Raw genomic sequence first — 20,133 nt, forward strand, 5'->3', positions numbered from 1 at the left:
AGGGCTTCGACCTTTTTTTCACGTTGCAAGGGTTAAGCTGCGAATCAAGGTCGTTCACTACCGTTTCAGTCACATGAGCCTGCGATGTCGCCACAACCTCCTTCTTCCATCGAGATCGAATACGCCGAACGCTGTGGCCTTGAGCACGCCAGGGTCTGCGGTGACACGCGCCCGCCCGGTCTGCGCCAGCGCCTGGCGTCATGGCGCGACGAGTGGTTGGTGCGCCAGGCGCTCAAGGTCGCTGGCGAGCCGGGGCTGATCCTGGACCTGGCCTGCGGCTCGGGGCGCTTCTGGCCGGTGTTGGCCGAGCACGTCAACCGGGTGATCCTGGCCTCGGACAATTCCCAGGACATGCTCGACCACGCCCGTAGCCACCATCCGGCGTCATTGCTCAAGCGCGTCAAGACCTTCCAGGGCTCGGCGTTTTCCATCGGCTTGTCGGCGAATGCGGTGGATTGCATTTTCTGCCTGGAGTTGTTTCGTCATGTGCCCAGCAGCGAAGGGCGCATGGCGTTATTGCGCGAGTTTCACCGGGTCAGCCGCGACACGGTGATTGTGTCGGTACCCTCGCGTACCGCCGTGGAAGAGGAATTTCGTCAGGCCGGGTTCAAGGTCTTGAGTCAGCAGGAATTCATGCCGGGCTCCAGCCTGTGGCGGGTCTACGTTCTTCGTAAGAAAGGATAACTCCCACTTGTCGGACTATTCTTCATCTCCTGTCTGAGTTTTCATGGTTGCCTGTGCACTGCGGATGCTCGCTAGCCCCGTTCGCGATATATACTGCGCGCCATTCTTCAAGGGAGAGCCGTGTGGCCATCGATATTCACTGGATCTGCGACAACGATAGCCTCGGCCAGCATTGCGCCGAATGGCAGCAGTTGCCATTCGTCGCCCTCGACACCGAATTCATGCGGGTCGACACTTTTTATCCCATTGCCGGGCTGATCCAGATCGGTGATGGCGTACGCGCTTACCTGATCGATCCCCTGACCATCGACAACTGGCAACCCCTGGCCGCGTTGCTGGAGAACCCGGCGGTGATCAAGGTGGTGCACGCCTGCAGCGAAGACCTTGAGGTGTTGCTGCGCCTGACCGGCAGCCTGCCGGTGCCGTTGTTCGATACCCAATTGGCCGCCGCCTACCTGAACCTCGGCTTCTCCATGGGCTACTCGCGCCTGGTGCAAGCCGTGCTCGATATCGAGTTGCCCAAGGGCGAGACCCGCTCGGACTGGCTGCAGCGGCCATTGTCCGAGACCCAGGTGAGCTACGCCGCCGAAGACGCCGTGCACCTGGCCGAGGTCTACATTCGCCTGCGCCCGCGCTTGTCGGATGATAAATACGCCTGGGTCCTGGAAGACGGCGCCGAACTGGTTGCCAACCTGCGCCGCGAAGTCGACCCGTACGAGGTGTACCGTGACGCCAAGCTGGCGTGGAAACTGTCCCGTGCCCAGCTCGCCGTATTGCGTGAACTCTGTGCCTGGCGCGAGCAACAGGCCCGCGCCCGTGACCTGCCGCGCAACCGCATCATTCGCGAACACTCGCTGTGGCCCCTGGCCAAGTCCCAGCCGGACAACCTCGCCGCCCTGGGCAAGATCGAAGACATGCACCCGCGTACCGTGCGCCAGGATGGCCAGTTCCTGCTGGACCTGATCAAGCGTGCCGGTAGCGTTTCCATGGACCAGTGGCCGCCGGCCGTGGCTGAACCGCTGCCGGTGGACGCCGCCACGCTGATCAAGCAACTGCGCGCCCTCGGCCAGACATTCGCCGAGCGCCTGGACATGGCGCCGGAACTGATGCTGCGCAAGAAAACCCTCGAAGCCCTGGTTAAAAGTGGCTACCCCGATGGGCCTTACCAATTGCCAGACTCGCTGCGTGGCTGGCGCCGCGAGTTGATGGGCCAGGCGCTGCTCGACAGCCTGGCCACTGCCGGAGAACAGCCTTGAAACGTATTTGCTCCATCTATCGCAGCCTGAAAAAAGACGGCATGTACCTCTACGTGCTCAAAAGCGACGCCCTGGAGCGCGTGCCGGAGCCCTTGATGGCGGCGTTCGGCAAACCGCACCACGCCTTCGACATGGTGCTGACGCCGGAGCGCAAGTTGTCTCGCGAAGACATCATCGTGGTGCTGGAAAATCTCGACAAGCAGGGCTATCACCTGCAAATGCCGCCGGCCGAGGACGAGTACATCGAGCACCTGCCCGAAGAGCTGCTGCGTCGCAACGACCCGATGTGATCGGGCAGTGCCTCGCCCGGGGCATAGGTTTCAATGGAATCGTATTAGTGGGCGGTGGCCGTAGGGAAGCGGGCGGCCGTCTGCACTGTTTTTGAAAGGTTTGAACCATGCGTGTTCTGATTGCTGAACAGGATCACCCGCTCTACGCCCAATTGCTCAATGAAGCGGCGCCGGACCTGGAGGTGCTCACCAGCGGCGACTCGGCCGAGCTGTCGCGCCTGGCCGCCGATTGCCCGGTATGGCTGGGCCAGCCGGACCTGTTGGCGACGCTGTTGCGCCAGGGCCACCAGCCGCAGTGGCTGCAATCGACCTGGGCCGGTATTACGCCGCTGCTGGCCGAAGGCTTGCCCCGTGACTATCGCCTGACCCGCGCCGTCGGTATTTTTGGCCAGGTCATGGCCGAATTTGTCCTCACCTACATGCTGGGCCACGAGCGCGAAGTACTGGCGCGACTGGTCAGCCAGGTCGAGCGCAAGTGGGACAGCCGCACTGGCCAGAGCCTGGCGGGGCGCAAGGCGTTGATCGTGGGTACCGGCGACATCGGCCAGCGTGTCGCCGAGTTTCTCGTGCCGTTCGGCGTCAAGTTGTACGGCATCGCCAGCACTGCGCGGGAACAAGCGCCGTTTATCGAAGTGGCCGGGCTCGACCAACTGGGTCGGTTGGTGGCGGAGGTGGACTACGTGATCAACCTGCTGCCCAACACGCCGAACACCCATGACCTGTACGACGCCGCGCTGTTCAAGCAGTTCAAGCCGACCGGTTTGTTCATCAACGTCGGGCGCGGTGTGGCGGTGGTGGATGCCGATCTGGTCGAGGCCCTGAAAGAAGGGCACCTGGCCGGCGCGGTGATCGACGTGTGCCGCCAGGAACCGTTGCCGCAGCGCCACCCGTTCTGGACCGCCTGGGGCCTGCTGTTGACCGGGCACAGCTCCGCGCCGACCTCGCCGCCGATGATGGTGGAGCTGTTCCTGGAAAACCTGCGCGCGTACCAGGCCAAGCAAGCCTTGCGCGGGGAAGTGGATTTCGAGCGCGGTTACTGAGGCGGCGCTGGGAGAAAATGTGGGAGGGGGCTTGCTCCCGATAGCAGAGTGTCAGTCACTGTATCTATTGACTGAACCACCGCTATCGGGGGCAAGCCCCCTCCCACATTTTGAGATTGCGTCAGTTTCAGAGGCTGAAATCACCTTCTGACACCAGCTCGCTCAGCGGCTTACGCGGGCTTGGCGCTTCACGGCCCTGCAGGTACTCCGGCAAGGTCGACTTGTCGCCCAGCTTGCCCACTGCAACGGCGGCATGCAGCGCATACCCCTCTGGAATCTTCAGCTCCTTGCGCGTCAGCTCCTGATCGAAGCCGGCCATGCCGTGGGTGTGCCAGCCGCTGAGGCTGGCTTGCAGCGCCAGGTGGCCCCAGGCCGAGCCGGTGTCGAAGGTGTGCCAGAGTGCCGGGGTTTCTTCCGTGGCACCGGGGGCGATGAAGTCGGTTTTCGAGGCAATGATCACCAGGGCCGACGCATGCTGTGCCCAACCACGATTGAATTCATTCAGCAGGCCCAGGAAGCGCTTCCAGTCCGGCGTGTCACGGCGTGCATAGAGAAAACGCCAAGGCTGCGAGTTGTAGGCCGACGGTGCCCAGCGTGCGGCTTCGAAGAAGCTCAGCAGGGTTTCCTGCGGGATGCTCTCGCCGGTAAAGGCACGGGGCGACCAGCGTTCGGTGAACTGGGTATGGATCGGGTAATCGGCAACGCGTGTCATGGGCAGCTCCTGATCGTCAATTCGGCGCTCAAAGCTACTGCGCCCCCGCTGGACTGACAAGTCTTGTCATACCGACAGTCGTAAGCGCTTGGCCCCAGGGGCCTTGGGCACTAGACTGGCGGCCTTTTCACCTACCGATACCGATGTAGAGCCATGGCCGCCAAAGTCGAACCTTTCTGGATACGCAAAACCCTTGAACACCTCGACCAGGAGGAGTGGGAGTCGTTGTGTGACGGCTGTGGCCTGTGCTGCCTGCAAAAGCTTGAGGATGAAGACGACAACAGCGTCTATTACACGCGCATCGCCTGCAAGCTGCTGGACCTGAAAACCTGCCAATGCACCGACTACCCCAACCGCCGTGCCTCGGTACCTGACTGCATCCAGCTCACCCCGGGCCAGGCCGACCAGTTCAAATGGCTGCCGCCCACCTGCGGCTACCGCCTGGTCAGCGAGCGCAAGGACCTGCCGTTGTGGCACCACTTGGTCTGCGGCGACCGCGATGCCGTGCACCACGAACGCATTTCCCAGTCCGGGCGCATGCTCAGCGAAGGCAGCGTGCCCGAGGACGACTGGGAGGATTACCTGATCTTTCGCGCGGGCTGAGCAAGGAGTGTGTATGAGGGCGGGAACCAAGCTGGCGGCAAGCCTGGTGTTGCTGGCGTTGAGCATGCCTGCGTGGTGCGCGAAGAAAGTCGACCTGGATTATCACGTCAAGCTGCTGCCCCAGAGCGATCAGGCCGAGGTGCGGGTGAGCCTGTCCCAGGGTTCGGCGGTGCGGAGCCTGAACTTCGACCTGGGCCGCACCGGCGACTACAGCGACTTCAAGGCCGATGGCCAGTGGAGCGTCAATGACCAACGCGGCCTGTGGCAACCCAGCGCCAGCAAGGCCAGCCTGACCTATCGGGTGCGCCTGAGCCACGCGCGCAAACCGGGTATTTATGAAGCGCGGATGACTCCGAGCTGGGCGCTGTTTCGCGGCGAAGATCTGGTGCCGCCCGCACGCCTCGACCAGCAGGATGGTGTCGAACTGGTCTCGCGCCTGGTGTTCGAACTGCCGGCCGGCTGGAAAAGCATCGAAACCGCTTGGCCGCGCATCGGCAAGAACAAGTTCCGCATCGACAACGTCTCGCGCCTGTTTGACCGGCCCACCGGCTGGATGCTCGCCGGCACCCTGGGCAGCCGCCGCGTGCGCCTGGGTGAGACCGAAGTGACCATCGCCTCGCCCAAGGGGCAAGCCATGCGGCGGATGGATGTGCTGACGCTGCTGACCTTTGTCTGGCCGCAGGTGGAAGCGGCGTTCCCACGTCATCCGGCCAAGCTGCTGGTGGTGGGCGCCAGCGATCCGATGCGCCGTGGTGCGGTCTCGGCGCGCGACTCGATCTACCTCAACAGCCGCACGCCGCTGGTCAGCGAGAACGGCAGCAGCCCGTTGATTCGTGAAGTGGTGCAGGCGATTGGCCGCTTCAACGACCACGACACCAGTGACTGGATCAGCGAGGGGCTGGCGGAGTACTACGCCATTGAGCTGGTGCGCCGTGCCGGCGGGGTGACCGATGAGCGCTATCAGGCGATACAGGCGCGCTTGACCAGGGACGGCAAGGACGTGACCAGCCTGCGCGGCGACCACGTCAGCGGTGCGACGGTGTCACGGGCGGTGGTGGTGTTGCAGGAGCTGGATCGCGAGATCCGCGTAAAGACTCACAACAAGCGCTCCCTGGATGACCTCGCGCAGGCGGTGATGCGCGCCAACAGCATCACCACTGCGGAGTTCGTGCAGTTGGCGGAGAGCATCATCGGCGAATCGTCGGTGGTGCTCGATTCCAAACTCTTACGCTGATGCTTAGCCCTCCCACATTTGAATCTAACCAGTGGTTTTAACCGCTTTCTCAGCCGCCACTTCCGCCTTGGTCTTCAGGTTTTTCAGCTCTGCACCGGCACGTTCGATCTTCGTGCGCACGCTGTTCATTTCCTGGCGGCCCTGTTCCAGCTTGTCTTTAAGCGCACTGTGCCCGGTAAAGCCGCGCGCCAGGGCCACGCCGCCGATCGCCACCTGAATCAGGCCGAAAATCCCGCCACGGCGCAGGCCCTTGCCCACCATCATCACGCCACCGGCCACCGAGCCGATACGTTCCCAGCCGTGCACGTTCTGGGTGGGCTGATTCTGGAAGGGGGTGTGTTCGATGATAGGTCGCAAGGTTGTGCTGTCGCTCATGATCTGTCTCCAACAAGGTCAAGTGTATGCAGCTGACTGCGCGCAGGCGCCGGATGTTCCCAAAAGATCAGTACTTGGGGCCCGAACGGGTGTTGTTGCCCTTGGCCATGCGGTCGTAGAGCACCACGTTGACGGTGGCGGCCAGGTTCATGCAGCCGGTGGTGGGGATGTACACGACGTCTTCGCACCAGTCGCGGATGTCTTTATCCAGGGACCCGTCTTCAGGGCCGAAGATATACAGCGCGCGGTCGGGATGCGTGTATTCGGGCAGCGGTCGGGCACCGTCCACCAGCTCCACGGCGACCGGGATGCAGCCCAGGGGCAGGATCTTCTTCAGGTCATCGATGCCGATCAGCGGAATATCGTGGTGGACCTTCTTGGTGTCGGTGATGAAGTCCCGGGCGCGCTCGTAGCGCACGCCGGTGTAGAACACCGAGGCCACGCCGTAGCAGCCGGCGGCACGCATGACCGAGCCAACGTTTTCGGGGGATTTGGGGTTATACAGACCGATGCAGCTGTAGCGTTTATTGCCCACGGGAAGGGGTGCCTTGGAGAAAAGCGGCGATTATACGGCCTGAAGCTGGTGTATTGCTTGGGGTAACGCTATCGGGAGCAAGCCCCCTCCCACATTTGAAATTTGTTCACAGCTCAAAATGTGGGAGGGGGCTTGCTCCCGATGAGGCCAGGACAGGCAACGACACTCTTCAGTCGGCTTTCTTCATCAACCCCGCCAACGCCGCAAACGGGTTATGCGTGGCCTTGGCGATTGTCGGGCTGCTGGTGGAGCCCTCGCCGAAGTACTGCTGGTCGGTGTAGCGCGAGTGTTCGTTGTCGTGGCAGTACAGGCACAGCAACTCCCAGTTCGAGCCATCCTGGGGATTGTCATCATGATTGTGGTTACGGTGGTGTACGGTAAGTTCGCTCAAGCGCTTGCCGGCGAACTCACGGGCGCAGCGGCCGCACACGTGGGGGTACATCTTCAGGGCTTTGTCGCGGTAGCCCATTTCCCGGTCGCGCTGGGCATCGGCAAGGATGCGGTCCAGCTTGGCGGTGTGGGAGGGCGGGTTGGTCGAGCTCATCATGGCTCCTGGCTGTTTGGTGGTCACGGATAGCGTTGATTCTAGCCGCTTGCGTCGCAAATGACCGCTGGGATCGATTTACTTTACTCATAAGGATCTGAAAAACATGCGTCTGCTTTCATGGACTGTTGCACTGCTACTGTGTGTCGTTACCCTCCAGGCCCAGGCGTTCTCGACGCCCAAGCCCGGGCAAGTGATCGAAGTTGCCCTTGAACAATTGCATCCGACCCAGGCGGTGGTGGGCTTCGACCAGATCTACTACAGCCTGGGCCTGTTCGCCGACAAACCCGCCAAGGTCTTCGATGAATACTGCGAAACCAACGGCCAGGGCGAGGCCGACAAGGTGCCCAGCAAGGCTGACCTGCACCAGCCCGACAGCTTCACCTGCAAGGACCCGGTGGGCACCCACCCCGAGGACATGAAAACCGTGGTGGTCGGCCCCGCCGGCCAACTGTACCTGACCGACGGTCACCACAGTTTCACCACCTTGTGGGAAGTGCCTGGCGGCGGCCCGCGCTTGAAGATGTGGGTCAAGGTCACCGACGACTTCAGCAACAGCCCGAACATGGCGAGCTTCTGGCAGCGCATGGAAGCGGCCCGCAAGGTCTGGCTCAAGGACAACCAGGGCCAGGCCCTGCCGCCGGAACAACTACCGGCGCACCTGGGCTTCAAGAACCTGCAGGACGACACCTTCCGCAGCCTGGTGTATTTCACCCGCAAGGCCGCCTATGGCAAGCCGGATGGCGGCGAGATCGCACCGGAGTTCCTGGAGTTCTATTGGGGTAACTGGCTGCGCACGCAGATTGATCTGGGCCAGTACAACCTGAACAAGAAAGGCGGCTTTAAGGACGCTATCGAAGCGGTCGCCAAGCGCATGGTCAGCCTGGCGCCGGGCTCACAGGTGGGTGACAGCGGTTTCACCGCCCATCAACTGGGCGGCATGACCCGGCTGGACCGCGATGAGCTGGAGAAGACCTTCGACAAAAAAGTGCCGTACGTGATCGACTACCGCAAATCCCACAACTGACAGGGATCAACATGTGGGAGGGGGCTTGGGAAGCGTGCTCAGCCCTTGAGCTTCTCCGCTATCCAGATGGTATGCCGGGTGCCCTTGTTGCCATGGGCAAACACCTGCACTTCCTCGGCCTTGAAACCGGCCTTGCGCAGTTTGTCGCTGAACATTTTGTCGGCGCTGGCGGACCACACGGCCAGCACGCCCTTGGGCCGCAGGGCCTTGGCGCAGGCAGCCAGGCCACCGGCGGAATAGAGCCAGCTGTTGGCCTTCTGCGTCAGGCCTTCGGGGCCGTTGTCGACGTCGAGCATGATCGCGTCAAAGCCCTGGGGCTCGGCCTGCAGCACCTTGGCCACGTCTTCCATGCGGATCACCGTGCGCGGGTCCAGCAGCGGGCGGCCGGACTTTTCCCCCAGGGGCCCACGATTCCACTCCACGACACCGGGCACCAGTTCCGCCACCACCACTTCGGCGCTCTTGCCCAGGTGCTTGAGCGCCGAGGCCAAGGTGAAGCCCATGCCCAACCCACCGATCAATACCCGTGAGCCCGGGCGCCCCGCGACCTTGCGGCAAGGGATTTCCGCCAGCGCGTCTTCGGAGCCGTGCATGCGCGTGTTCATCAACTGGCCGCCGTCACCGCCCTGGATCTTGATGACAAAGTCTTCACCGTATTCGAACAGGCACAAGGCACCGCCGTTGTCGGGGATCGGGGTGGTGTCCAGCAGAACGAAACGTTTCATGGAAATCTCATTGGGAAGGGCATTCTTGCGCGGTTGGGAGTAGCCTTACGACATTCCGGTCAGGCCATGGAGCCATCGATGAAGTGCAGCATTCTAACGGTCATTGTGTTGAGCGCGCTCGCATTGGGTGCGGCGCAGGCTCAGGAGTTGCAAACCGTACCGGTGGCGCCGGCACCTAGCCCCGGCGCACCGGGCACGCCAACGCCGACGCTGTATCCGCAGATCACCCCGCCGGCCGTGCCGAAGACGAACGGCTCACCGCCGTTGGTGCCCATCGTGTTGCCGACACCGCCCAAGGACCAGACGGTGCCCGGCCTGCAGCAGAACGACAGCAAGCCGAAGACCCCCGGCGGTTAAAACTGTTGGGAGAGTAATTGCCCATCGGCCATGCGCAGGCGCTTGGACAACGCGATGGCGATTGCGCGGATGATCTTCGCCGCCACACGCGGCGTTTCATTGAGCATCTTTTCCAGGGCGTCCTTGCCCAGGTTCAACAACACGCAGTCGCTGGCGGCCACGCAACTGGCGGAGCGCCGCTCGCCGTCAAGCACGGCCATCTCCCCAAAGGCCCGGCCGCTGCGCAGGGTGGCAATGGTCAGGCGCTGGCCGGTGTGGTTGGTTTTCTGCACCGCCACCTGGCCGCTGTGGATGATGCACATGAAGGTACCGGCATCGCCCTCGAGGAAAATCACCTCGCCCTCGGCAATGCTGCTGATGTTGAAGTAGCCGGCAGCGACGTAGAAGTCTTCCGGCAACAACGGGTCGAACAGGCCGCAGTCCATGAGCATGTCGCGGATTTCGGTATTCATTAAAGTCGGGAGTGCCATGGCTGCAATCTTGGTCCATCAATCAGGAGGCGGTCTGAATGTTCAGACAGGACCGCCCCGCTAAGTTCCTTAAACCAGCCCCAGCGCCTTGAACACGAATGCATATTCGAGTGCTACGTCACGTAATCCCTGGTAACGACCGCTCATCCCGCCATGGCCGGCACCCAGTTCGGTCTTGAGCAACAGCAGGTTGTCGTCCGTCTTGGTCGCGCGCAACTTGGCCACCCACTTGGCCGCCTCCCAGTACTGCACGCGGCTGTCGTTGTAGCCGGCGATCACCAGCGTGGCCGGGTAGGCCTGGGCGCTGACGTTTTCGTACGGCGCGTAGGCCTTGATGCGTTCATACACCGCAGGCTCTTCGGGGTTGCCCCACTCGTCGTACTCGGTGATGGTCAGCGGCAATTCCGGGTCGAGCATGGTGTTGAGCACGTCGACAAACGGCACTTCGGCAATCGCCGCCTGGAATAACTCCGGACGCTGGTTGAGCACCGCGCCGATCAACAGGCCGCCGGCACTGCCGCCGCTGATGACCAGTTGCCTGGAGGTGGTCAGGCCCTCGGCGATCAGGTGTTCGGCACACGCGATAAAGTCGCTGAAGGTGTTCTGCTTGTGTTCCTGCTTGCCATTGCGATACCAGGCTTCACCCAGTTCGCCACCGCCGCGCACATGCGCAATGGCGAAGGCCACGCCACGGTCCAGCAGGCTCAGGCGTGCATGGGAGAACCACGGGTCGAGGCTTGAGCCATAGGCGCCGTAGCCATACAGGTACAAGGGTGTCGGCTTGCCGAGCTGGTCGCGCTTGACCACCAGGCTGATCGGCACCTGGGTGCCATCGGCGGAGGTGGCCCACAGGCGCTGGCTGACGTAGTCATCGGCATTGAACACGCCGAGCACCGGGGTTTCCTTGAGCACCTGCTGCGCGCCGCTGGCCAGTTCCAGCTGGCGTACCTGGGCCGGGCGGTTCAGGGCTTCGTAGCGCAGGCGGATCTTGTCGCTGACGAATTCCAGGCTGTTTTGCACGTAGAGGCTGTAGGCGGCGTCGGGCAGCTCCACGCGATAGGGCGACAAGCCCTGGGGATGCACTTCGATCACCGGCAGGCCGCCGATGCGCAGGCTCAGGGTCATGGCGCCGGTGTTCAGGCTGACGCCGTCGAGCATCACGTCATCGCTGTGGGGAATCAGGTTCTGCCACTCATCCTCGGTCGGCACGTCGCCAATGTCGGTCGCCACAAACAGGGCGTAGTTGATGCCATCACGGTTGCTGCGGATAAACCAGGTCCACGCGCCATTCAGTTGGCCGTGGTCGACATCGTATTCATGGTCCTCGACCCGTGGCGCCAGGCAGGTGAAGTCCAGGTGCGGCTGGTCGGCATCCAGCGCCCAGACCTCGCTGGTGGTCTTGCTGCCGAGCGAGAGCAGCAACTGGCGCTCGGAGCTGGAACGGTAGCAATGCAGGAAGAACCGGCCGTCGGGCTCATGGAACACTTCCTGCGCCGCCGTGCCATCCAGGCGGTAGCGATACAGCTTGTGCGGGCGGTGGGTGTCGTCCAGCTCGCCGAAGAACAGGGTCAGGCTGTCATTGGCCCAGGTCATGCTGCCGTCGCAATCCTGGAACTCCAGTTCGCTGACTTTGCCCGTGGCCAATTCCTTCACGAACAGGGTGTAGATCTCTTCGCCACTGGTATCGAGGCTGTAGGCCAGGCGCTGGTGGTCGGGGCTGATGCTGAATGCGCCGAGGGAAAAGAAGCCGCCGTTGGCCAGCACGTTGGGGTCCAGCAACAGCTCTTCGCTGCTGTCGTCCACCTGGTTGCCGTCGCCGGTCGGGCGGCGGCAGCGGTAGTGGCGTGCGTATTCGTCACCGGCGGTGGTGCGCGTGTAATACAGGTACGGGCCCCAGGGGGAGGGCAGGGACAGGTCGGTTTCGAGGATGCGGCCCTTGATCTCCTCGAACAGGGTTTCGCGCAGGGCCTGCTGGTCGGCGAGCCGGGCTTCCTGGAAGGCATTTTCGGCCTTCAGGTAATCAAGGACCTCAACGCTGTCGCGCTCTTGCAGCCAGGCGTACGGGTCCTGGCCTGGGGCTTTACGGGCAATCGGGGCGGTCGATGAAGGCATGGAGCACTCTCTGTCTGGCGGAAGGTGGCAGGCATTGCAGCCGCGACACGCAAAAGCCGTTATCATAGCCGCCTGTTTGCCTACCTTGCCATGGACACCATGACCGAGAACGACTATCTGACCGCTTGGGGCCTTTACGCCTTCGCTGCCTTGGGCTGCCTGTTGGTGTGGTGGCGCATGACCCGCTGGATCTGGCGCTGGCTGCGCGAACCGCTGCAATTGCTGATGGCCGTGCTGTTGTTGAGCCCGACCATCGTCGACCCGGTCAAGACTCAGTTCGCGCCGGCCGTGGCCATCACGGCCCTGGACCTGGTGCTCAAGGTCGGCAATAACGCCTGGCGGGCGATTTCCGATTTGTTCATGTACACCATGATCGCCTTTGGTGTGTACCTCGTGTTTGTGCTGATCCGCTGGCCCATCGAGCGCGCCGCCAACGCCCGCCGTGAGCGCAAGGCCGCCACCGACGCCGCCTTGGCCGCCGAGCCTGTGGATGAAGACGATGAGCCTTTCCGTCGTCCTGCACCGGTGAGCGGTATGCGGGTCGAACCGCGCCTTTAACGTTGTCCGCCCTGCAGCGAGAGCCCTGGCATGTGTGAATTATTGGGCATGAGTGCCAACGTCCCCACCGATATCGTGTTCAGTTTTACCGGGCTGATGCAGCGCGGTGGGCGTACCGGCCCCCACCGCGACGGCTGGGGCATCGCTTTCTACGAAGGCCGTGGCCTGCGCCTGTTCCAGGACCCGGCCGCGAGCAGCGAGTCGGAAGTCGCCTTGCTGGTGCAGCGTTACCCCATCAAGAGTGAGGTGGTGATCGGGCATATCCGCCAGGCCAACGTCGGCAAGGTGAGCCTGGCCAACACCCACCCGTTTGTGCGCGAGCTGTGGGGCCGCAACTGGTGTTTCGCCCACAACGGCCAGTTGGCGGACTTCCACCCCCGCGCTACGTTCTATCGGCCAGTCGGCGATACCGACAGTGAAGCGGCCTTCTGCGACCTGCTCAACCGCGTGCGCGAGGCCTTCCCCGAGCCGGTGGACATCGAACAGATGCTGCCGGACCTGATCGCCGCCTGTGCCGAATACCGCAGCAAGGGTGTGTTCAACTGCCTGCTCAGCGACGGTGACTGGCTGTTTTGCTATTGCTCGAGCAAACTGGCGCAGATCACCCGGCGTGCGCCGTTTGGTCCGGCACGCCTCAAGGATGTCGACGTGATCGTCGATTTTCAGGCCGAAACCACCCCCAATGATGTGGTGACGGTGATCGCCACCGAGCCGTTGACCGACAACGAAAACTGGACCCGCTACGAACCGGGCCAATGGAGCCTGTGGCGACGCGGTGAATGCGTCAGCCAGGGCGTTACCGAGTAAGGATATCGACCATGTTGCTCAGTTATCTGCGGTTGGTGCTGTTTGCCATTGGCCTGTTGGTCGGCGTGCAAGTGCCGGGGTTTATCAACGACTATGCCAAGCGCGTCGAAGCCCACCTGATTGAGGCCCAGACCGGCCTGAGCGGGTTTGAAACCACCGCGCGGCAGTTCTTCAACGGTGACTTGAAGGCCTTGGTGGCGCATTACCGCGCCAGCGACGACCCGGTGTTCCAGAGCGACGCCAACAGCCTGGGCGCCATGCTTGACCGCCAGGTGGCATTGGACAAGCAATTCCAGGCCATGCAAGGTCCGTGGTACATCCGCGCCCTGCAAGTGGCGGTGGCCGCCGACCCGGATATCCGCCTGGAGACCTGGAACGGCTACAGCTACCAGATCCTGCTGACCCCCGAAGCCATGGGCTGGGGCCTGGGCGGGGCGATGCTGCTGTCGTTTGGCCTGGAGTGCCTGTTCCGCCTGATCGACTGGGTGGTGCTGGGTGGCAAGCGCTTGCGCCAAAGCCGGCCAATCGAAGAACGGGACCTGAAAGGTCTCTAACCCACACCTCGGTCTAATGTGGGAGGGGCTTGCCCCTCCCACATTTGTATCCGGTTTATTCAGTTGCTCAGCACCATCCGCTCTTCGCCGACTTCCTCGGCATAGCGGGTAACGACCTTCTGGCACAGCCCGACAATCTCCTCCACCAATTCCACCCCCACGCGCCACGACACCACCACCTGCAGGTTCGGCAGTTTCTGCGCCATCGGCAACATCACCAATTCGCCACGCGCCAGTTCTTCCCTGACCAGCACCGGCGGCAGTGCACCAATCCCGAAGCCATCGCGCAACAACCGGGTAATCGCCGACACTGAGTTCACGCAGTTCATCCGTGGCGCGGCCACGCCGTTGGCTTGCATCAGGCTGATGACGTCCTGGTGCGGGTGGGAGTTTTTCGAGTAGGTGATGATGCGCTCCTGGGCCAGTTCGGCGAGGGAGGCGTAGTCGCGGTTGTAGATCGACTGGCTGGCGACGATCCAGGCCATGGGATGGCTGGCCAGCTCCAGGCTGCGCACGGTTTCCAGGCGCAGCAGGTCGGTTTGCAGGATCAGGTCGAGAAAGCCTTTTTGCAGCTGATCGCTGAGGTTAAGCGCGGTATCGGCGACCAATTCGATTTCCACCAATGGGAAATGGTCCATCAGTTCCGCCACCAACGGGCTGAGCCAGGTGTGGATCACCGTGTCCATCGCACCGATACGAATGCGCCCGACCTTGCTGCTGGTGGTTTCCAGGGACTGTTTCAGGCCCTGCATGGTCACCATCATCTGCTCGGCATAGTCGAGTACCTTCAAGCCTTCCGGGGTCAGGCTCACGCCCCGGGAGTCGCGCAGGAACAGCTTTACCCCCAGCTCGCTTTCCAGCACGGCGATGCGGCTGGAAATCGAGGCCTGGGTGGTGAACAGCTTCTCCGCAGTCAGGCGGAAGCTCTTGAGCTTGGCCACCCAGACGAAGGTTTCGAGGAACTTCAAATTCATGGGATCAACTTTTTCTTATGCATGGATCGGTTTTTATTAGTTGGACGCCGCACCGGGCAAACGCCAAAAATCAGGCTATTCCACGATAAGCGCCGTTGGGGTGTCAGGACAAGTTGCGAGTTCTGCGTAAAAAATCCCACACTACAAAAAAACAAAGCCTACAGGAGCAACCAGCGTGAGCCGTCTGCTATTGAATTGCGACATCGGCGAGAGCTTCGGCAACTGGACCATGGGTCTGGACGCCGAGGTCATGCCGTTCATCGATTGCGCCAACGTGGCCTGCGGCTTTCATGCCGGCGATCCGAGCATCATGCGCAAGACCGTCAGCCTGGCCCTCAAGCACGGTGTACAGGTCGGCGCACACCCGGCGTACCAGGACCTGCAAGGCTTCGGCCGCCGCTCCATGGCCTACACCCCCCAGGAAATCCAGGACCTGCTGCATTACCAGATCGGCGCCCTCGACGGCATCTGCCGTGCCCAGGGCGGGCGTGTCAGTTACGTCAAGCCCCATGGCGCGATGTACAACGACATGATGGCCAACCCGGCGCAACTGCGTGCTGTGATCGAGGCCGTGGCCGCGTATGGCGACCTGCCGCTGATGCTGCTGGCGACCCGCGACAACAGCGCGGCCCAGGCACTGGGCGACGAATACGGGGTGATCCTGTGGTTCGAGGCCTTTGCCGACCGTGCCTACGACGCCAACGGCCATCTGGTTTCACGTCAATTGCCGGGGGCGGTGCACCATGATCCAGAGGTCATCGTCCAGCAGTCCTTGACCCTTTCCCGTGGCGAACCCCTGACCGCCAGTGACGGCAGCCCGTTGCTATTGCGCGCCAATACCCTGTGCGTGCATGGCGACAATGCCAGCTCGGTCGCCGCCGTAAAGCGTATCCGCGAGGCATTGAAGCCAGCATGAAGCCACGGATTGAAGTGGTGGCGATCGACTGCCTGATGGTGCGTCTGTTCGAGGTGATCGCCGAAGCCAATATGCCGTGGATGCTCGCTGCCACCGAGCGCCTGCGCAGCGGTTTTGGCGCAGCCCTGGTGGATCTGGTGCCTTCCTACACCACCTTGATGGTGCATTACGACCTCACGGCGTTGAGCCCGGCCCAGGCGCGGGAATTGATCGACCAGGCGCTGACCGACCTGCAACCCCAGGCCCAGGGCAGCGGCCAGTGCCATGTGCTGCCGGTATGGTACGACCTGAGTGTCGGCCCTGAACTGACGTTGCTGGCCCGGCGCAGTGGCTTGTCCGTCGACGACGTGATCCGCCGCCACAGCGCCCACGAATACCAGGTGTTCGCCCTCGGCTTCGCCCCCGGTTTTGCCTTTATGGGGTTGGTGGATGAAATCCTCGCCACACCGCGCCTGAGCACCCCGCGCCAGCGCGTGGCGGCCGGCAGTGTCGGTATCGCCGAGCGACAGACCGCTGCCTATCCGGTGGTGTCCCCTGGTGGCTGGAACCTGATCGGCCGCACGCCGGCCAAGCTGTTCGATCGCGAGCGCGACGGCTACAGCCTGATGCAGCCCGGTGACACGGTGCGCTTTGAATCGGTCAGCCACGCTGAATTTATAAACTTGGGTGGCGATGACACGCCGTTGGAGGCGCAGGCATGAGCCGCTTGATCATCGAGGCCAGCACGCCGCTGTGCCTGCTGCAGGACGCCGGTCGTTTTGGCGTGCGCCACCTGGGCGTGACCCAGGGCGGCGCGCTGGATTGGGTGTCGATGTCCTGGGCCAACTGGCTGCTGGGCAATGCGCTGGACGCGCCGGTGGTGGAAATCACTCTCGGTGGCTTTACCGTGCAGGCCGAGGATTATTGCCTGTTGGCGCTGGCCGGGGCGGATCTGGGGGCGTATATCGATGAACGTGCGATCAGTCCCGGGCGTAGTTTTATCCTGCAAAAGGGCCAGCGCCTGCGCTTTACCCAGCCCTTCAGCGGCGCGCGGGCTTACCTGGCCGCCCCCGGCGGGTTTGATGCGCCGGATGTGCTGGGCAGCTGCGCAACGGTGGTACGTGAGGCGCTGGGCGGACCGGACGGTTTCGGCAAGGCCTTGGTTGAAGGCGGGCGACTGGGCTACTCCGGTACCGGCGGCGGGATGAAAGTGCTGAGCGAGCAGGCTTTGCCGGCCAAGGCGCCGCTGGAGGTGATCGTCGGCGCCCAAATTGGCCTGTTCAGCGGCCAGAGCCTGTTCGATGCCTTTAACACCGAGTGGGCCCTGGACAGTCGCGCCGACCGCATGGGCATGCGCTTGCTGGGCACGCCCTTGCAATACCAGGGGCCGTCGCTGATTTCCGAAGGGATTCCGTTGGGTGGCATCCAGGTGCCGCCGGATGGGCAGCCGATCGTGTTGCTCAATGATCGCCAGACCATCGGTGGCTATCCGCGCCTGGGCGCCTTGACGCCATTGGCGCTGGCGCGGCTGGCGCAGTGTTTGCCGGGAGAAAAGCTGAGGTTGGTACCGGTGGTGCAGGATATGGCGCATCGGCAGCATGTGGAGTATCTGCGCCGGTTTGCGCTGTAAAGAAAGCTCCTACGGGAGTGCCAGTGTTTGTCGTCTTCGCGGCTTTAGCGCAGTCATGAAAACCTGAATGGCTTCATCCACTATTCAGGCTTTTCCATGCGCTATTTGAAGATTTTTGCCCAAGATGTGCTCGATAACGATGTTCCCGATGTGGTGTACCTGGAGTTCTATGACGATTCCAGGACCCCCGCGCTTGTCCATCGGGCCACGGCCTTCGATATCACCGACGACGGCCAGTTCGACTGGATCATTGCGGACGATCTCAATCAGGACGGCATTGTCGACACCGTGGATCGAGAGATGGCCATCGAGTTTGCCCAGCTGTTTCTGGCGTTCGAATGGTTCAGCCTCGACGAACCCTTCGACAAGTACCTGAAGGTATTTGCCGGTGACTTTGATAACAACGGGATTCCCGACACGGTGCGCTTGCACTTTCATCAAGGGGAGGGGGTGCCGCGAGATGAAACCATTGTCTATTCGGCAGCGGTGTACAGCGATGGTAATGGTCGTGGCGCCTCTGTCTCGATCAACCAGGACGTCAACAATGATGGGAAGGTCGACCGTCAGGATTCGGAACTGGTCAAGCAGTTCGCCGCGCTTTTCCTCAAGTTTGCCTGGATCGACAGCGAGCACTGCTGAGTGAGGGGCCTGTAGCCGATGTCTTCGGCTACAGGCCGGCTATCACTTGGACAGAAAGCGCATGCCTTCTTCCAACCCGCGCAACGTCAGCGGGTACATCTGGTCTTCCACCAACTCCCGCACAATCCCCGTCGACGCGGTATAACCCCAGGTATCCTTGGGATACGGGTTTATCCAGATCAGTTTCTTGTACTTGGCCATGAAGCGCTGCATCCACACATACCCCGGCTCTTCATTCCAATGCTCGACGCTGCCGCCTGCCTGGGTGATTTCATACGGCGCCATCGATGCATCGCCGATAAAGATCACTTTGTAATCGGCACCGTACTTGTGCAGCAGGTCCTGGGTGGAGGTGCGCTCGGAGGTGCGGCGCTGGTTGTTCTTCCACACCGACTCGTACACGAAGTTGTGGAAGTAGAAGTACTCCAGGTGCTTGAACTCGGTCTTGCAGGCCGAGAACAGTTCTTCGCAGATCTTCACGTGGGCGTCCATCGAGCCGCCGATATCGAACAGCAACAGCAGCTTGATGGTGTTGCGTCGTTCCGGGCGCATCTGGATATTCAACAGCCCGGCATCGCGGGCGGTGTGGTCGATGGTGCCATCGATGTCCAGCTCTTCGGCCGCACCCTGGCGCGCGAACTTGCGCAGTCGGCGCAGGGCGATCTTGATGTTGCGGGTGCCCAGTTCCACCTGGTCGTCGAGGTTCTTGTACTCGCGCTGGTCCCAGACCTTCACGGCCTTGCCCTGGCGTTTGCCGGCGTCGCCGACGCGAATGCCTTCGGGGTTGTAGCCGCCGGAGCCGAACGGGCTGGTACCGCCGGTGCCGATCCATTTGTTGCCGCCGGCGTGGCGTTCCTTCTGTTCCTCCAGGCGTTTCTTGAATGCCTCGATCAGCTTGTCGAGGCCGCCGAGGGACTGGATCTGTGCGCGCTCTTCGTCGCTCAGCGAGCGTTCGAACTCCTTGCGCAGCCAGTCTTCGGGGATCAGCGCCTGCAGGTGATCGTCGAGCTTTTCCAGGCCATTGAAGTAGGCGCTGAAGGCGCGGTCGAACTTGTCGAAATGCCGTTCGTCCTTGACCAGGATTGCTCGGGCCAAGTAGTAGAACTCGTCCATGTCGGCAAAGGTCACGCGCTGTTTCAGCGCGTTGATCAGGTCGAGCAGCTCGCGCACCGACACCGGGACCTTGGCTGCGCGCATTTCATTGAACAGGTTGAGCAACATTATCGATTACCGCGACGGCTCATGAATGCCAGGCGTTCCAGTAACTGCACGTCTTGCTCGTTCTTGACCAAGGCACCGGCCAGGGGCGGGATGGCCTTGGTGGGGTCGCGCTCGCGCAGCACCGCTTCGCCGATATTGTCGGCCATCAGCAACTTGAGCCAGTCGACCAGTTCGGAGGTGGACGGTTTTTTCTTCAGGCCGGGGACTTTGCGCACGTCGAAAAACACGTCCAGCGCCTCGCTGACCAGCTCCTTCTTGATGTCCGGGTAGTGCACGTCGACGATTTTTTGCAGGGTGGTGCGGTCGGGGAAGGCGATGTAGTGGAAGAAGCAGCGGCGCAGGAACGCGTCCGGCAGCTCTTTTTCGTTGTTGGAGGTAATGATGATGATCGGGCGCTTCCGGGCCTTGATGGTCTCGTCGATTTCGTAGACGTAGAACTCCATCTTGTCGAGTTCCTGCAGCAGGTCGTTGGGGAACTCGATGTCGGCCTTGTCGATTTCATCGATCAGCAGGATCACCCGCTCCTCGGACTCGAATGCTTCCCAGAGCTTGCCCTTCTTCAGGTAGTTGCGCACGTCGTGCACCTTGTCCACCCCCAGTTGCGAGTCGCGCAGGCGGCTGACCGCGTCGTACTCGTACAGGCCCTGGTGGGCCTTGGTGGTGGACTTGATGTGCCAGGTGATCAGCCTGGCGCCGAAGGACTCGGCCAGTTGTTCGGCGAGCATGGTCTTGCCGGTGCCGGGCTCACCCTTGACCAGCAGCGGACGCTCCAGGGTGATGGCAGCGTTGACGGCCAGTTTCAGGTCATCGGTGGCAACGTAGGCCTGGGTGCCTTCGAACTTCATCGGTCATTCCTCGAATTCATCAATGCCCGGACTATACCGCGCGGCC

Annotated in this window: 25 protein-coding genes; 15 read left to right on the forward strand and 10 right to left on the reverse strand. The window is 62.2% G+C overall.

The annotated features are described in order from the left end of the window. The first annotated feature begins 84 nt into the window (after window positions 1–84). The 4 genes from NIBR502773_RS23055 to NIBR502773_RS23070 all read left to right on the forward strand — a co-directional run bounded on the left by NIBR502773_RS23055 (window position 85) and on the right by NIBR502773_RS23070 (window position 3,270). Window positions 85–684: a class I SAM-dependent methyltransferase gene (locus NIBR502773_RS23055; RefSeq protein ID WP_115485901.1), complete on the forward strand. Its 600-nt coding sequence runs from the start codon at window positions 85–87 to the stop codon at window positions 682–684. A 122-nt stretch (window positions 685–806) separates the two neighbouring features. Then, complete coding sequence (rnd, locus tag NIBR502773_RS23060; protein ID WP_141157022.1) at window positions 807–1,940, forward strand: ribonuclease D; 1,134 nt, start codon at window positions 807–809, stop codon at window positions 1,938–1,940. Beyond that, complete coding sequence (locus NIBR502773_RS23065; RefSeq protein WP_027604276.1) at window positions 1,937–2,230, forward strand: YcgL domain-containing protein; 294 nt, start codon at window positions 1,937–1,939, stop codon at window positions 2,228–2,230. The genes rnd and NIBR502773_RS23065 overlap by 4 nt, the downstream gene beginning before the upstream one ends. A 107-nt stretch (window positions 2,231–2,337) precedes the next feature. Then, window positions 2,338–3,270, forward strand: coding sequence for a D-2-hydroxyacid dehydrogenase (locus NIBR502773_RS23070; protein WP_141157023.1), 933 nt, complete (start codon window positions 2,338–2,340; stop codon window positions 3,268–3,270). Between the two features lie 127 nt (window positions 3,271–3,397). On the opposite strand, the gene NIBR502773_RS23075 is transcribed toward NIBR502773_RS23070, so the two are convergent. After that, entirely contained in the window at window positions 3,398–3,982 is a 585-nt protein-coding gene (locus NIBR502773_RS23075) for a nitroreductase family protein (protein ID WP_141157024.1), read from the reverse strand. A gap of 153 nt (window positions 3,983–4,135) precedes the next feature. Here NIBR502773_RS23075 and NIBR502773_RS23080 point away from each other — a divergent pair, with 153 nt between their 5' ends. Together NIBR502773_RS23080 and NIBR502773_RS23085 are read left to right on the forward strand one after the other, a co-directional pair. Next, complete coding sequence (locus tag NIBR502773_RS23080) at window positions 4,136–4,585, forward strand: YcgN family cysteine cluster protein (protein WP_003172524.1); 450 nt, start codon at window positions 4,136–4,138, stop codon at window positions 4,583–4,585. A 13-nt stretch (window positions 4,586–4,598) separates the two neighbouring features. After that, window positions 4,599–5,819, forward strand: a complete 1,221-nt coding sequence (locus NIBR502773_RS23085; RefSeq protein WP_141157025.1) for a hypothetical protein — start codon at window positions 4,599–4,601, stop codon at window positions 5,817–5,819. 24 nt (window positions 5,820–5,843) lie between these two features. Here NIBR502773_RS23085 and NIBR502773_RS23090 read toward each other — a convergent pair whose 3' ends face one another. The 3 genes from NIBR502773_RS23090 to NIBR502773_RS23100 form a co-directional block, all read right to left on the reverse strand. Next, on the reverse strand, window positions 5,844–6,194 hold the full coding sequence (locus NIBR502773_RS23090; protein ID WP_027604272.1) for a DUF2892 domain-containing protein: 351 nt from the start codon (window positions 6,192–6,194) through the stop codon (window positions 5,844–5,846). A 67-nt stretch (window positions 6,195–6,261) separates the two neighbouring features. Next, the gene (locus NIBR502773_RS23095) at window positions 6,262–6,729 is read right to left on the reverse strand and encodes an RNA methyltransferase (protein WP_065938927.1); all 468 of its coding nucleotides are present in this window, start codon (window positions 6,727–6,729) and stop codon (window positions 6,262–6,264) included. Between the two features lie 169 nt (window positions 6,730–6,898). Beyond that, window positions 6,899–7,273 (reverse strand): YajD family HNH nuclease, encoded by a 375-nt coding sequence (locus tag NIBR502773_RS23100; RefSeq protein ID WP_141157026.1) that lies wholly within the window; start codon window positions 7,271–7,273, stop codon window positions 6,899–6,901. A 106-nt stretch (window positions 7,274–7,379) separates the two neighbouring features. Between NIBR502773_RS23100 and NIBR502773_RS23105 the strand changes: the two genes are divergently transcribed. Continuing rightward, window positions 7,380–8,300 carry a ParB/Srx family N-terminal domain-containing protein gene (locus tag NIBR502773_RS23105; protein ID WP_141157027.1) on the forward strand — a complete coding sequence of 307 codons (921 nt, stop codon included), beginning with the start codon at window positions 7,380–7,382 and terminating at the stop codon, window positions 8,298–8,300. Window positions 8,301–8,338: 38 nt separating this feature from the next. Here the strand turns inward: NIBR502773_RS23105 and NIBR502773_RS23110 are convergent, their stop codons facing one another. Then, entirely contained in the window at window positions 8,339–9,025 is a 687-nt protein-coding gene (locus NIBR502773_RS23110) for a spermidine synthase (RefSeq protein WP_141157028.1), read from the reverse strand. 78 nt (window positions 9,026–9,103) lie between these two features. Between NIBR502773_RS23110 and NIBR502773_RS23115 the strand changes: the two genes are divergently transcribed. After that, complete coding sequence (locus NIBR502773_RS23115) at window positions 9,104–9,382, forward strand: hypothetical protein (RefSeq protein WP_027604268.1); 279 nt, start codon at window positions 9,104–9,106, stop codon at window positions 9,380–9,382. Here NIBR502773_RS23115 and NIBR502773_RS23120 read toward each other — a convergent pair. Both NIBR502773_RS23120 and NIBR502773_RS23125 read right to left on the reverse strand, forming a co-directional pair. Continuing rightward, on the reverse strand, window positions 9,379–9,852 hold the full coding sequence (locus NIBR502773_RS23120) for a cyclic nucleotide-binding domain-containing protein (RefSeq protein ID WP_027604267.1): 474 nt from the start codon (window positions 9,850–9,852) through the stop codon (window positions 9,379–9,381). The genes NIBR502773_RS23115 and NIBR502773_RS23120 overlap by 4 nt on opposite strands. A gap of 69 nt (window positions 9,853–9,921) precedes the next feature. Further along, window positions 9,922–11,964: a S9 family peptidase gene (locus NIBR502773_RS23125; protein WP_141157029.1), complete on the reverse strand. Its 2,043-nt coding sequence runs from the start codon at window positions 11,962–11,964 to the stop codon at window positions 9,922–9,924. Window positions 11,965–11,988: 24 nt separating this feature from the next. Between NIBR502773_RS23125 and NIBR502773_RS23130 the strand changes: the two genes are divergently transcribed. Genes NIBR502773_RS23130 through NIBR502773_RS23140 form a run of 3 tightly spaced genes read left to right on the forward strand, consistent with a single transcriptional unit; the run spans window position 11,989 to window position 13,883 of the window. Then, entirely contained in the window at window positions 11,989–12,522 is a 534-nt protein-coding gene (locus NIBR502773_RS23130; protein WP_141157030.1) for an MFS transporter, read from the forward strand. Between the two features lie 30 nt (window positions 12,523–12,552). Next, a complete protein-coding gene (locus NIBR502773_RS23135) occupies window positions 12,553–13,329 on the forward strand; it encodes a class II glutamine amidotransferase (protein ID WP_141157031.1) in 777 nt (258 codons plus the stop codon). An 11-nt stretch (window positions 13,330–13,340) separates the two neighbouring features. After that, window positions 13,341–13,883: a DUF2937 family protein gene (locus NIBR502773_RS23140; protein ID WP_027604263.1), complete on the forward strand. Its 543-nt coding sequence runs from the start codon at window positions 13,341–13,343 to the stop codon at window positions 13,881–13,883. A gap of 59 nt (window positions 13,884–13,942) precedes the next feature. Here the strand turns inward: NIBR502773_RS23140 and NIBR502773_RS23145 are convergent, their stop codons facing one another. Next, entirely contained in the window at window positions 13,943–14,857 is a 915-nt protein-coding gene (locus NIBR502773_RS23145; RefSeq protein ID WP_092487986.1) for a LysR family transcriptional regulator, read from the reverse strand. 175 nt (window positions 14,858–15,032) lie between these two features. Here NIBR502773_RS23145 and NIBR502773_RS23150 point away from each other — a divergent pair, with 175 nt between their 5' ends. The 4 genes from NIBR502773_RS23150 to NIBR502773_RS23165 all read left to right on the forward strand — a co-directional run bounded on the left by NIBR502773_RS23150 (window position 15,033) and on the right by NIBR502773_RS23165 (window position 18,021). Further along, complete coding sequence (locus NIBR502773_RS23150; protein WP_092356644.1) at window positions 15,033–15,773, forward strand: 5-oxoprolinase subunit PxpA; 741 nt, start codon at window positions 15,033–15,035, stop codon at window positions 15,771–15,773. Then, window positions 15,770–16,474: a 5-oxoprolinase subunit PxpB gene (gene pxpB / locus NIBR502773_RS23155; RefSeq protein ID WP_141157032.1), complete on the forward strand. Its 705-nt coding sequence runs from the start codon at window positions 15,770–15,772 to the stop codon at window positions 16,472–16,474. Before NIBR502773_RS23150 ends, pxpB begins: the two co-directional genes overlap by 4 nt. After that, entirely contained in the window at window positions 16,471–17,382 is a 912-nt protein-coding gene (locus NIBR502773_RS23160) for a biotin-dependent carboxyltransferase family protein (protein WP_108574005.1), read from the forward strand. Before pxpB ends, NIBR502773_RS23160 begins: the two co-directional genes overlap by 4 nt. 96 nt (window positions 17,383–17,478) lie before the next feature. Beyond that, window positions 17,479–18,021 carry a hypothetical protein gene (locus NIBR502773_RS23165; protein ID WP_141157033.1) on the forward strand — a complete coding sequence of 181 codons (543 nt, stop codon included), beginning with the start codon at window positions 17,479–17,481 and terminating at the stop codon, window positions 18,019–18,021. 42 nt (window positions 18,022–18,063) lie between these two features. Here the strand turns inward: NIBR502773_RS23165 and NIBR502773_RS23170 are convergent, their stop codons facing one another. Together NIBR502773_RS23170 and NIBR502773_RS23175 are read right to left on the reverse strand one after the other, a co-directional pair. Beyond that, window positions 18,064–19,242 carry a VWA domain-containing protein gene (locus NIBR502773_RS23170; protein WP_024074064.1) on the reverse strand — a complete coding sequence of 393 codons (1,179 nt, stop codon included), beginning with the start codon at window positions 19,240–19,242 and terminating at the stop codon, window positions 18,064–18,066. Further along, on the reverse strand, window positions 19,242–20,087 hold the full coding sequence (locus tag NIBR502773_RS23175; RefSeq protein WP_027604257.1) for a MoxR family ATPase: 846 nt from the start codon (window positions 20,085–20,087) through the stop codon (window positions 19,242–19,244). The genes NIBR502773_RS23170 and NIBR502773_RS23175 overlap by 1 nt, the downstream gene beginning before the upstream one ends. Window positions 20,088–20,133 lie beyond the last annotated feature (46 nt).

This window comes from Pseudomonas sp. NIBRBAC000502773, assembly GCF_006517195.1.
GTDB lineage: Bacteria > Pseudomonadota > Gammaproteobacteria > Pseudomonadales > Pseudomonadaceae > Aquipseudomonas > Aquipseudomonas marginalis.

What these genes read in the sequence shown, in the direction of transcription:
- NIBR502773_RS23055 (WP_115485901.1), top strand. Translation starts at nt 85, where the DNA reads ATGTCGCCACAACCTCCTTCTTCCATCGAGATCGAATACGCCGAACGC.
- NIBR502773_RS23070 (WP_141157023.1), top strand. Translation starts at nt 2,338, where the DNA reads ATGCGTGTTCTGATTGCTGAACAGGATCACCCGCTCTACGCCCAATTG.
- NIBR502773_RS23075 (WP_141157024.1), bottom strand. Translation starts at nt 3,982, where the DNA reads ATGACACGCGTTGCCGATTACCCGATCCATACCCAGTTCACCGAACGC.
- NIBR502773_RS23080 (WP_003172524.1), top strand. Translation starts at nt 4,136, where the DNA reads ATGGCCGCCAAAGTCGAACCTTTCTGGATACGCAAAACCCTTGAACAC.
- NIBR502773_RS23085 (WP_141157025.1), top strand. Translation starts at nt 4,599, where the DNA reads ATGAGGGCGGGAACCAAGCTGGCGGCAAGCCTGGTGTTGCTGGCGTTG.
- NIBR502773_RS23090 (WP_027604272.1), bottom strand. Translation starts at nt 6,194, where the DNA reads ATGAGCGACAGCACAACCTTGCGACCTATCATCGAACACACCCCCTTC.
- NIBR502773_RS23100 (WP_141157026.1), bottom strand. Translation starts at nt 7,273, where the DNA reads ATGAGCTCGACCAACCCGCCCTCCCACACCGCCAAGCTGGACCGCATC.
- NIBR502773_RS23105 (WP_141157027.1), top strand. Translation starts at nt 7,380, where the DNA reads ATGCGTCTGCTTTCATGGACTGTTGCACTGCTACTGTGTGTCGTTACC.
- NIBR502773_RS23110 (WP_141157028.1), bottom strand. Translation starts at nt 9,025, where the DNA reads ATGAAACGTTTCGTTCTGCTGGACACCACCCCGATCCCCGACAACGGC.
- NIBR502773_RS23115 (WP_027604268.1), top strand. Translation starts at nt 9,104, where the DNA reads ATGAAGTGCAGCATTCTAACGGTCATTGTGTTGAGCGCGCTCGCATTG.
- NIBR502773_RS23120 (WP_027604267.1), bottom strand. Translation starts at nt 9,852, where the DNA reads ATGGCACTCCCGACTTTAATGAATACCGAAATCCGCGACATGCTCATG.
- NIBR502773_RS23125 (WP_141157029.1), bottom strand. Translation starts at nt 11,964, where the DNA reads ATGCCTTCATCGACCGCCCCGATTGCCCGTAAAGCCCCAGGCCAGGAC.
- NIBR502773_RS23135 (WP_141157031.1), top strand. Translation starts at nt 12,553, where the DNA reads ATGTGTGAATTATTGGGCATGAGTGCCAACGTCCCCACCGATATCGTG.
- NIBR502773_RS23140 (WP_027604263.1), top strand. Translation starts at nt 13,341, where the DNA reads ATGTTGCTCAGTTATCTGCGGTTGGTGCTGTTTGCCATTGGCCTGTTG.
- NIBR502773_RS23145 (WP_092487986.1), bottom strand. Translation starts at nt 14,857, where the DNA reads ATGAATTTGAAGTTCCTCGAAACCTTCGTCTGGGTGGCCAAGCTCAAG.
- pxpB (WP_141157032.1), top strand. Translation starts at nt 15,770, where the DNA reads ATGAAGCCACGGATTGAAGTGGTGGCGATCGACTGCCTGATGGTGCGT.
- NIBR502773_RS23160 (WP_108574005.1), top strand. Translation starts at nt 16,471, where the DNA reads ATGAGCCGCTTGATCATCGAGGCCAGCACGCCGCTGTGCCTGCTGCAG.
- NIBR502773_RS23165 (WP_141157033.1), top strand. Translation starts at nt 17,479, where the DNA reads ATGCGCTATTTGAAGATTTTTGCCCAAGATGTGCTCGATAACGATGTT.
- NIBR502773_RS23170 (WP_024074064.1), bottom strand. Translation starts at nt 19,242, where the DNA reads ATGTTGCTCAACCTGTTCAATGAAATGCGCGCAGCCAAGGTCCCGGTG.
- NIBR502773_RS23175 (WP_027604257.1), bottom strand. Translation starts at nt 20,087, where the DNA reads ATGAAGTTCGAAGGCACCCAGGCCTACGTTGCCACCGATGACCTGAAA.